Annotated in this window: 4 protein-coding genes and 1 other annotated feature; of the genes, 3 read left to right on the top strand and 1 reads right to left on the bottom strand. The window is 36.8% G+C overall.

Going from position 1 to position 7,588, the window contains the following annotated elements; genetic code table 11:
* On the top strand, positions 1 to 2,031 hold a 2,031-nt coding region (locus WMZ97_RS21590), incomplete at its 5' end, for a non-ribosomal peptide synthetase family protein (protein ID WP_343274130.1).
* A 71-nt stretch (positions 2,032 to 2,102) separates the two neighbouring features.
* Positions 2,103 to 2,354, top strand: a binding site (T-box leader).
* 49 nt (positions 2,355 to 2,403) lie between these two features.
* Entirely contained in the window at positions 2,404 to 5,496 is a 3,093-nt protein-coding gene (gene ileS, locus WMZ97_RS21585; protein ID WP_343274129.1) for an isoleucine--tRNA ligase, read from the top strand.
* A 406-nt stretch (positions 5,497 to 5,902) separates the two neighbouring features.
* Here ileS and WMZ97_RS21580 read toward each other — a convergent pair whose 3' ends face one another.
* Positions 5,903 to 6,766: a LysR family transcriptional regulator gene (locus WMZ97_RS21580; RefSeq protein WP_343274128.1), complete on the bottom strand. Its 864-nt coding sequence runs from the start codon at positions 6,764 to 6,766 to the stop codon at positions 5,903 to 5,905.
* Positions 6,767 to 6,957: 191 nt separating this feature from the next.
* Between WMZ97_RS21580 and WMZ97_RS21575 the strand changes: the two genes are divergently transcribed.
* Positions 6,958 to 7,389: a hypothetical protein gene (locus WMZ97_RS21575; protein WP_343274127.1), complete on the top strand. Its 432-nt coding sequence runs from the start codon at positions 6,958 to 6,960 to the stop codon at positions 7,387 to 7,389.
* Positions 7,390 to 7,588 lie beyond the last annotated feature (199 nt).

Raw genomic sequence — 7,588 nt, 5'->3', positions numbered from 1 at the left:
GGAATAGATAAATCAAATCTAGAGTCTGTAAACCATTCTCGAAATTTGGCTTATGTGATTTATACCTCTGGAACAACCGGAAAACCTAAAGGAGTGATGGTTGAACATGAGGGTGTGGCTAATCTTGTCTATCACTTCAAAGAACATCTGGAAATTAAAGAAAAGGATCGAATGGGACAATTTGCTAGTATTGCATTTGATGCATCAATTGAAGAAGTAACAAAATGCCTCTTGAATGGGGCAAGTCTATATATTATTCCTCAGGAAGTGATTTATGACTATCATTTTTTTGAAAACTATATAAATCGCAATCGGATTACCATTTTAACCCTTCCTCCAACCTATTTAAGACATTTGAAAAGTAAGGGTTTAGCGACTATTCGATTTCTCGTTACTGCGGGATCTGCAAGTTCAAAAGAATTGGTAGAACTGTGGGAAAGTGTTTATGTAAATGCATATGGACCAACGGAAGCAACGATTGGTGCTACAATGTGGAAACCAACTAAAAATGACCAATACAACGTAGTTCCAATTGGAAAACCAATGGGAAACAAGAGCATATATATTCTGAATAAATACTCACAGTTACAGCCTATAGGGGTTTTCGGCGAATTATGTATTGGAGGAGAGGGGCTTGCGCGCGGATATTTAAACCGTCCTGAATTAACAGAGAAAAAGTTTGTTCCAAATCCATTTTCTCCTGGGGAAAAAATGTATCGAACAGGCGATTTAGCACGTTATTTGCCGGATGGAAATATTGAGTTTCTTGGAAGGATTGACCATCAAGTTAAGATTCGGGGATATCGGATCGAATTAGGCGAAATTGAGAGTATTCTTTTAGGCCATCCAAACGTTAAAGACGCAACTGTACTGGATTGGAAAGAAGGAAAAAATGAAACATTTTTGTGTGCGTATGTGGTTTTAAAAGAACCGATTGTAAGTATGGAACTTAGAGATTATTTAAGTCAAAAGCTGCCTGTTTATATGGTTCCATCCTTTATTGAGGAATTAGACACAATCCCGCTAACTTCAAACGGTAAGGTAGATCGAAGGGCGTTGTCAAAACCGGTTGGGTCCTATCGATCCAATGAATATGTGGTGCCAACGACAGAACTGGAAAGCAAATTAGTAGAGATATGGCAAGAGGTGCTAGAGGTGGAACAGATAGGAGTGAACGATAATTTCTTTAACTTGGGGGGACATTCTTTAAAAGCAATTTTAATATCAAGTAAGATGAATGAAGCTTTAGATATAAAAATGGGATTACCTACTATTTTTAAACATCAAACAATAAGAGAGTTAAATAAATATTTATTGAGTACAGACGCCCAAATGGGTAACTCACAAGTTATAACTTTACTAACGAAGAAGAATTACCTAAGTAACAATAATGTTTTTTGCTTACCACCTGTTTCAGGCTACAGCACCATATTTTTCGAACTAGCTCAGTTGATCGATGGCTACACATTGTATGGTTTAGACTATGTGCATAAGGAAGACAGATTACAGCAATATATCAATCAGATTGTAAATATACAAAATGAAGGGCCTTATCTTTTAATGGGATATTCTGCTGGATGTCCTCTTGTATTTGAACTAGCGAAAGAAATGGAAAAGCAAGGCTATGAAGTATCTGATCTGATTATGCTAGATGGGAAACCAAGGGAAGAAGTCCAATATATATCGGAGAACGATGTAAAAAAGGTAGCCGAAGAGTCAGTGGATGTATTCCTTCAGTTTAATAAAGCATACTTTTCACAAATTGGAAAACAGGAACTTGTAGAAAGTGTTAAGAACTATCACTTATATTTAAATAAGTTGGTAAATAAAGGGCGGGTACAAGCAAACATTCACATGGTTAAATCTGAAGAAAATAGTAATGAAAAAGTTAGCTGGTTTAACTTAACAACAGATGACTTTAGTGTATCCCAAGGATTTGGGGATCATATGGAAATGTTATTTTCCCCTCATGTTAAGAAAAATGCAAAACTTGTTGGGGATATTATGAAAAAAAAGGTATTTAATACCTAAGAAAGCGCTATTAATTTAAAATATTTGACAAAGACATCAAATATAAGATAAAATCAGTTAAAATTAAATACATTAATTTGATGACGAGAACGAGTAAATATTGCTCCTGCCCCACAGAGAGTTGGCAATTAGGTGAGAGTCAACGAGTAGAGTGTATTGAAAATCCTCTCCGAGAAGTTAAGCCGAAAATTGAGTAGGCTTGAACGGGTTTCTACCGTTAAAACGATCACGTATGATGATACGTTGAATGAGTGCTGGATAATCGTCTGTAATAGCGATTCCCAGAGTCAGGGTGGTACCACGGGTTGAAACTCGTCCCTATTTTCTAGGGGCGAGTTTTTGTATATTATAAAGGAAAAAAGGAGTGAGTTCATGCAAAAGGTAAACACAAATGAAAGCCCTTTACAAAGAGAAAATCGCATTAAGACTTTATGGGATAAGGAAAAAACATTTGAGAGGTCTATTTCCAACCGTGAGGGCAATGAAACGTTTGTTTTTTATGAAGGTCCACCTACGGCAAATGGACTACCGCACGCTGGTCACGTTTTGGGGCGTGTGATTAAGGATTTTATTGCACGTTACAAAACAATGCAGGGATTCCAGGTTATTCGAAAGGCGGGATGGGATACACATGGCCTTCCAGTTGAGCTAGGAGTGGAAAAGAAAATCGGTATTTCTGGTAAAAAAGAGATTGAAGACTATGGTGTGGAAAATTTTATTGAAGAATGCAAGAAAAGTGTTTTTGATTATGAACGTCAGTGGCGAGTTTTTACTGAGGCAATTGGCTATTGGGTTGACATGGATGACCCGTATATAACACTTCATAATGAATATATCGAAACTGTTTGGTATATCTTGGCTACCATTCATGAAAAAGGATTGCTGTACCGCGGGCACCGTGTTACGCCTTACTGCCCAAGTTGTCAAACTTCCTTAAGCTCGCACGAAGTGGCTCAGGGCTACAAAGATGTTAAAGATTTATCTGTCACAGCTAAATTTAAAATACAAGGCACAAAGAATGTATATTTTTTAGGTTGGACAACAACGCCTTGGACATTACCAGCCAATGTAGCGCTTGCCGTTAATAAAGGTTTGGATTATGTGAAAGTTAAGCAAGGGAACGAAGTGTATATTGTCGCTCAAAATCTTGTGGATTATGTAATGGACGAAGGATATGAAATCATAAGCAATCACAAGGGTAGTGAGTTCGTTGGTTTATCTTATCAGCCTCCTTTTAACTACTTGAATCTAGATAAAGGACATATAGTGATTGAAGCCGATTTTGTTACAGATGAAAGTGGTACCGGAGTCGTTCATCTTGCTCCTGCGCATGGTGAGGATGACTACACTGCTGTAAAAGTGAATAGACTTGATTTTGCAAACGTCGTTGATCAATCGGGCTGCTATACGGGAGACTTTCCACCACTGGCCGGTAAATTTGCGAAGGATAGCGATGTTGCTATTATAAAAATGCTATCAGATGAAGGTTTGTTATTTTCGAAAGAAAAGTATCAACATAGCTATCCTCACTGCTGGCGCTGTGATTCTCCACTTATTTATTACGCAATGGAAGGTTGGTTTGTAAAAACAACTGCAATCAAAGAAACTATTCTGAGCAACAACGAATTAATTACCTGGTTTCCGGACCATATGAAGCACGGTCGTTTCGGGAAATTCCTTGAAAATATGGTTGATTGGAATTTAGGCCGCAATCGTTACTGGGGCACTCCATTGAACGTTTGGATTTGTAAAACCTGTGATCACCAATACGTACCCAAGAGCATACAGGATCTTAGGGATCATGCCAGCCATCCAGTTTCTGAAGATTTGGAGCTTCATAAGCCGTATGTAGATAAAATCACTCTTACTTGTCCAAAGTGTCAAGGGGATATGAAACGAACAAAAGAAGTAATCGATGTATGGTTTGATAGTGGCTCGATGCCGTTTGCTCAATATCATTATCCGTTTGAAAATAAAGAGTTATTTGAAAAACAGTTTCCTGCTGATGTCGTTGTAGAAGGTGTTGACCAGACACGAGGATGGTTCTACAGTCTTTTGGCTGTATCATCCCTGTTTACTGGAAAGCCATCTTACAAACGAGTACTTTCTCTTGGTCACATTCTTGATGAAGATGGCCGTAAAATGTCCAAAAGCAAAGGGAATGTGATTAGTCCAATGGATCTTGTAGAAAAATATGGGGCTGATGCACTTCGATGGTCATTACTTGTTGATAGTGCGCCATGGAACAATAAGCGTTTCTCGGCTAATATAGTTAGTCAAGCAAAATCAAAATTAGTTGACACTCTTGTCAATGTCCATTCTTTCTACACACTATATGCTGAGATTGACCAATTTAATCCTTGCGAACATGATCAAGGAGAGAAGTCATTATTAGATGAATGGGTGGAGTCACGACTTCATACAGTTATTAAACAAGTCACGGAATACCTTGATAATTATGATTTCACTGCTTCTGCAAGGGAACTTGCCGTTTTCGTTGAGCAGGTCAGTAACTGGTATATCCGAAGGTCGCGTGATCGCTTTTGGACTGAGGGAATGAATCAAGATAAATTGGCTGCTTATCATACTTTATATAAGGTATTAATAACGACTAGTAAACTGCTGGCACCCTTTACGCCATTTGTAACCGAGGATATTCATACTAATCTAACCGGTAAAAGTGCCCATCTATCTGACTTTCCTGAAGTTAATGAAATGAAGAGAAATAAGGAACTTGAGGATGAAATGGAAGGTGTACTCCAGGCTGTTGAACTTGCGCGTCGTGCCAGAAATGCTTCAAACATCAAAACAAAGCAGCCCTTATCTGAATTAATTGTTGTCGGAAATAATCAGGATATAAATTATTTAGCTAAGTATAGCTATATTATTGAAGAAGAAATCAATGTAAAACAAGTTCATTTTCAAGAAAATGCTGGGGGAGCTGTTCAATATGAAATTAAATTAAATTTTCCGACCGCGGGGCCAAAGCTTGGTAAACAAGTTGGAATTGTTCAAAAGGCGCTAAATCAGCTATCAGAGTTAGAAACAAAGAATGTTGTCGAAAAAGGTTCATTTAAACTAGAATCTGAAACAGGAGAGTATATTTGCGTTGGGAAAGAAGATTTGCTGATTAATCAAATTACCAAGAAAGGGGTAGAAATGGCTTCTAATGAAGTCTATACGGTTCTTTTAAACACTAAAATTGATGACAACCTCCGTAAAGAAGGCCTTGTACGTGAGCTCATTAGAGCCGTACAACAATATCGGAAGGAATTAAATTTACCTGTAGAACAACGGGTTAACCTTACATTTAACTTAAATGAGTCATTGAGGTCAGCTGTTGAACAATATAAAGATCTTTTAGAACGTAATCTTTTAATTAAAAATATAAGCTTTAATAAAAGACAAGATATGAAATATATAAAGGTGGAAAATGAAGTGGTAGGCATTGAAATTACGATTTGAATTTGTTCCTTTGGTAGTAAACCTTTGATCTCCAAAAATACGAAGGGGAAATATAAAAAGTATTGTTTCTGTTTCCGCCTGTTAACCTGATCCAAAAGTTGTATTTATAGGTGAGATTCAATAAACAAATGTAGTTTTTTGTGCACTTTACCATATTGAGAGTCCCTTTATACATGGATTTGCCAGGGAACCATCTGACCTATCTATTATAAGGGACTCTTTGTTCGTATAGGAAAAATAACACGAATATTTCAAACACCTTTATGCTAAATATAATTAATGCAACGTAGTTGATCTAGATATAATTAACAATACGTGATTTTAATGATTAAAGTAATCTTCATTACAAGATATTATTTTTATTTACCTTTTGGTTTAAATGAACAAATTTTTTTGAGTATTGCCCTCAGAAACTTTGGATTATCATTTCTATAAATCTGCTATAGGCACTAGTGATAAAGGCATCTTTTCTTCGTATAAACACTGTTTTTACAGTGGAGTATTTTTCGGGGATCTCGTGGTAACAGAGCTGGTCATCCATTTTATGGTGACTGACAAGTGACTTTGTAGTTATAGAAACCCCTAATCCGGCCTTTACGCATCCGATAATTGCTTCTAATGTTCCGAACTCCATAATTTTTAAGGGAAAAATGCCCTCATCATGAAGCCATTGTTCTAGACGTTTTCTGTGAATGCAATGGGGGCGTGTTAGCAATGTCCGTTTTTTTAAATCCGTTAAAAAAGTGAATGGGGCTTGCAGATTGTCTGTTATAACAACGAGTTCTTCCTTCAGTATTGGTGTCTGAATAATGTCAGGATGTTTAACGGGTCCTACCACAAACGCTCCATCTAGTTTGTAATCAAGAACATCACTGATAAGATCTTCTGTTTCACCAATGTTTAGGGACAATTCTACTTCAGGGTAGTTCTCATTGTAAGAAACCAAAACAGCAGGCAATCTAACAGATGCCGTTGTCTCATTTGCACCTATAGATAGTGGGCCATGAGGGGTTTCAGAATCTTGAATAGCTTTTTTGGTTTCTTCCATTAAGTTTAAAATTTTGTCTGTATACGCTAAAAGCAGTTTTCCTTTTGAGGTTAACGAGACACCCCGCGGATGTCTGTAAAACAGTACGGTTTGCAGTTCTGATTCTAATTTTTTTACTCTCCCTGTAACATTAGATTGAACATAATTTAATTGTTCAGCGGCCTTTGTGATATTTCCTTCATGAGCCAGAGCTTTAAAGATAACCAATTCCTTTATGTCCATCCTACACTCCCCCTATCATTTAAAATGATCGATTCAATCTTATTTAATCATTTTTATTATAAGTCTAAAGGTATTATGATGAATAGTAAATAGGAGATATTTTCTTCTTCCTAAAGATTTTTAACTCTGTGTTTATATCAAAGAAAAAGGGGTGAATTAATCTGAGAGATGTTCGTCGTTTGAGGGCGAGATTGTCTGAGGAAGAAAGTGATTTATTTACCAGTGACCAATTTTTTTTGTGGAAATTGGCCTTAGAAAATTTAGAGATGCAGTTAAGTGACACACCAATGGATTCTGATTCAAGCGGAAACAACGAATTAATACAAATATCGATCCTTAATGATTGGCAAGAAATGAAAGGTAAGTTGACGGTGATTCAGGATGAGTATAGGAAACTTAGTGAAACAATTGAATTGTGGATTCATTTGAAAAGGCTAGTTGGGCAATTAAATATTGAGAATCACCAAATAGTTCCCTGGATTATTAAGCAAAAAAGAGGCAGCAGATTATTGGGATTAACAAAGCGAGCATTGTTGTGGCAGGAAATAGCAGATTTTATGCAAAGCATGGATAAGCTTCAATTGTTGCTTAATTCCACTCCAGAACAATTAACAGAAACATAACAACATTATACACTTAGGAGGAAGCAAAATGGATTTCGAACCAAACACAGAACAAATTGATTGGATTACGAGAATTCAACAATTCCTTGTAGAAAATGATCTGGAAAACGCAATTAAAAGTGAATTGAATATTGCGGATGAATTGAGCCACTTATGCGGAGTTTTGAGCCAGTCAATGCGGAAAAATGAGCCACCTTCT

This window comes from Lentibacillus songyuanensis, from assembly GCF_039548255.1.
GTDB classification, from domain to species: domain Bacteria; phylum Bacillota; class Bacilli; order Bacillales; family Amphibacillaceae; genus Lentibacillus_C; species Lentibacillus_C songyuanensis.
This window is presented reverse-complemented; position numbering and strand designations above follow the sequence as displayed.

Excerpts from the sequence above, each read along its gene's own strand:
- ileS (WP_343274129.1), top strand. The coding sequence starts at position 2,404 with ATGCAAAAGGTAAACACAAATGAAAGCCCTTTACAAAGAGAAAATCGC.
- WMZ97_RS21580 (WP_343274128.1), bottom strand. The coding sequence starts at position 6,766 with ATGGACATAAAGGAATTGGTTATCTTTAAAGCTCTGGCTCATGAAGGA.